Consider the following 3,732-nt stretch of genomic DNA (forward strand, 5'->3'; position numbering starts at 1 on the left):
AATCAAGGATAATAAAATTTACGCAGTTTGTTGGTGCGGTGGTCTCTACATTAAGTAAAGGAGGTGTCGCTATGGATAAGTTCATAGTGTTAATCTGAATTGAAAGGAGAGATCTTGTTAACTTTTTTGATAAATATTCTGTACGCGTTATTTTGTCTAAGAGCTATCTTAGAAGTGACTCATTCGTCATTGATAATTACATTCAAAATAATTGTACAGGTAAAATCTATCATTTGGATATTAAAAAAGTGAACCCCATTAACTTGGCCGTTATCGGTTCACTCCACTAGATAAATTGGCCACCGCATTAGCGGAATTGCCATTGCAGACCATCATTTCGGTCTGCTTTTTATTTGTTTCAAGTACATTGTATCAGGTGTTCTTTGATACAGCAATTATAAACATGACCGTTGTACAAAAATTAAATACCATCTTTTATCAAATTCCATAGTACTTCAAATCTTTTATTATAATCGGGTTCATTCCATGTATCTTTAAAATTAGGTAATGTAAAAATCGAAAATACTGCTAAAATCATTTCTGACTTTTCAAATGTAAAATCTTGGTAATTCATAATTGAATCAATTTCTTTGTAGGCACTAATTAGAACATTATGAAGTGCAGATGGATTATTATCAATATATTCAGTATTTAATGCAAACATTTTGGAGTCTGTATTGAATGCTGTTTTTTTCGCATTTACGAATGCCCATAACCAATCATGAAGTTGCTCTTTTTGTGAGATAGATGACGAGATTTTTATTTTATTGATAATTTCACGATTGAACCAAACAGATGCGACGGCTTCCCATAGTGCTTGTTTATTGCGGAAGTGTTTATAAATTGCAGCATGAGAGAGGCCCAGTTCAGATGCAATTTGATCCAGTGTTACTTCAGAATTACCAGTATCCATGATTAATTTTTCAGCAGTGTTCAGTATTTTATCTCTAGTATTTTGAGCCATTGTTATTGTGCTAACTCCTTTTATGATTTAATTTATTTTAACACAAATCATCACAAAGTAACTTTATTTGATTTTTGTAACTAAAAGGCATAAAATCATTCCAGTTACAAAATTGGAATAAAGTTACTTAATGATATTTAAAGGAGACTTTCAAGATGCAAACTGCCCAATTATTGAAATATGATAAGAATTTTAAATTAGTTGTTAAGGACATACCCATTCCCGAACCTGAGGATAACGAGATATTAGTCAAAGTGAAGGCGGCTGCAGTCAATCCTGTTGATATGTTGATTGGAACGGGTAGTGTGAAAATAATTCAAAATTACGTAATGCCGGTCACGATGGGAAATGAATTATCAGGTGTTGTTGAGGCAGTGGGAAAGAATGTTAAAGATTTTAACATTGGTGATGAAGTATATTCGCGATTACCTTTAGATAGAATTGGTGCATTTTCCGAATATGTGACGATAGACGGTCACGCTGTAGCATTGAAACCAACCAATTTAGACTTTGTCCATAGTGCTGCAGTTCCACTAACGGGGTTAACAGCATATCAAGGTTTGACTGAAGAACTAGAGGCACAATCTGGGCAAAGTGTAATGATTCCTGGTGGTTCAGGTTCGTTCGGACAAATGGCGATTCCAATTGCTAAACAAATGGGACTAAAGGTCATGGTTAGTGGGAATGCTCGCTCAGAACAATCGGCAATCGATATGGGAGTGGAACAATACTTCGATTATCGTAAGCAAGACTATTGGGAGCATCTGGAACCAGTTGATTATGTGATCGACACTATTGGTAAGAAGGAATTTAATCATGAGTTACAAGTTATGAAACCCAATGGAAGATTGTTGTCATTGATAATGGGTCCTAATCGTCAATTTGCTAAAGATCGGGATTTTTCATTTTTTAAAACAATATTGTTTTCTATTGTAGGTAATAAAATAGATAAGCAAGCCAAAAAATCACATGCACAGTATCGTTTTATCTTTGTTAGAAGCGATGGCGAACAATTGAAAAAAATTACCAAGATTGTGGAAGATAATCAGATTGAACCTGCCATTGATCCAACTGAATTTAAGTTAGAGGATATTAATGAGGCTTTTAATTATGTTGCCAACGGGCATCCCAACGGGAAGGTCATGATTAAATTTTAAAATCAGTATTGATGATGATGGCGTATTGAAAATGACAACTTTAAATAATATTTAATATTTCTAAAATCAATTGATTATATTATGAGTTTTATATTAGTATCAGGTTGATAATACAAATAAGTGCAAACAAGTCGTGGCTAAACGTTTGAAACCGCACATAGTTTGTTTAGGGGAGAAAATATAATGAATAAAAAAAGAATTGCATTAGCTTCATCACTATTTATTTTAATGGCTCCAGCAGCACTTGAATCAATACCGGCTTCAACAGTATCTGTTCAGGCGGCTGAAAGTGGACTGACAGGGACAATTCGACGTGGTGGAAATGCACTCTATGATAGTAATGGTGATTTAATTATCAATAGCTCATTGCCAAACTTTACCTCATGGAAGTTGGGTTCGTCTTTTAACAAAAATGGAGTAACTTACTATTCAGTTGCAAATAATGAATATGTTGCTGCAGATGGCATTGATATAGTTGGACCTGATAATAAAGTACAGAATAATGTTGCGACTGACAGTAGATTAACATTGGACGATCCAGTTGCAACTATTCAACAAGGTGGGGGAACTGTTTACAATATTAGTGGCAATGCGACTGGCAGAACATTACCTGTTGGATCAGCTTGGAAAGTGTTGAATCCTAACGTTGTAATTGGTGGTAAAACTTATTATCAGGTAAGTAGTAATGAGTACATTGTTTCAACAGGTTCAGCATTAATTGATGCTTCAACTTCAACAAACAATAATTCTTCTGCAGCTACTCAAAACAAAACTATTGGAACACTTGGATACAGCGCCAAAGTTGTTGATATCAACGGCAATGCAACAGGTGTTGTACTACCCGCAGGTTCATCATGGCAATTAGGCAAGCTAGTAAGTATTCAGGGTAATAATTATTATAAAGTTGCTACTAACGAATATGCCTTGGCCATCGCATTTAAGACAACAAACGACAATTCAAACAATAATTCTAATGTAGAAGTTGCCAAAGTTGATACGACTGTAACTGTTGGAGTTAATGAAACTGCAATTGTGAATGATAGTGGAGTTGCGACTGGTAATCATTTATCAGCTGGAACATCATGGAAAGTCGACCAAATCAAAGTTATAAATGGTGTCAGATACTATCGAGTTGCCACTGATCAATGGATCAAACGTACCTATGCACCTGTTGATAATTCGATAACTATTACTATAATAGGAAATCAAAAAGTTTATGATACATCTACTGACTCGGTGTCTAGAACATTGCCAAATGGTTCTTCTTGGAAAGTAAGCAAAGTCTTTGTTAATAGTAAGAATGTCTATTGGGGACGTGTATCCAGTAATGAATGGGTCAAATTAAATGGTGAAACCGCTGGTCAAGACGTAAGTATGTCGTATGGTGCTTCTGATTCAATTCCAAGTATCGCAATTAAAGAACCAAATTTTGCATTAAATTTCTAAGAAATAAGCTAGTGGATAATCATTGTATTTTTTTAAAATAATTTATCAAACAAAAAATCTGTGGATAATCTTTAATATAGATTATTCAGGTTCTATACTTTCTGGTATTGATGAATAATCAATACCAGTTTTTTTGTACTCTTTTAAAACAAAAAGAACATCACT

Annotated in this window: 3 protein-coding genes; 2 read left to right on the forward strand and 1 reads right to left on the reverse strand. The window is 34.2% G+C overall.

What is annotated here, in order from left to right; genetic code table 11:
- Positions 1 to 421: 421 nt before the first annotated feature.
- Positions 422 to 964: a TetR/AcrR family transcriptional regulator gene (locus EKM68_RS13480; protein ID WP_125591319.1), complete on the reverse strand. Its 543-nt coding sequence runs from the start codon at positions 962 to 964 to the stop codon at positions 422 to 424.
- A 155-nt stretch (positions 965 to 1,119) separates the two neighbouring features.
- On the opposite strand from EKM68_RS13480, the gene EKM68_RS13485 reads away from it, so the two are divergent.
- Together EKM68_RS13485 and EKM68_RS13490 are read left to right on the forward strand one after the other, a co-directional pair.
- Positions 1,120 to 2,121, forward strand: coding sequence for an NADP-dependent oxidoreductase (locus EKM68_RS13485; RefSeq protein WP_125591320.1), 1,002 nt, complete (start codon positions 1,120 to 1,122; stop codon positions 2,119 to 2,121).
- Between the two features lie 183 nt (positions 2,122 to 2,304).
- Positions 2,305 to 3,567 (forward strand): SLAP domain-containing protein, encoded by a 1,263-nt coding sequence (locus EKM68_RS13490; RefSeq protein ID WP_125591321.1) that lies wholly within the window; start codon positions 2,305 to 2,307, stop codon positions 3,565 to 3,567.
- The last annotated feature ends 165 nt before the right edge of the window (positions 3,568 to 3,732 follow it).

The sequence above is a fragment of the Companilactobacillus jidongensis genome, assembly GCF_003946575.1.
In the GTDB taxonomy this organism is placed as follows: domain Bacteria; phylum Bacillota; class Bacilli; order Lactobacillales; family Lactobacillaceae; genus Companilactobacillus; species Companilactobacillus jidongensis.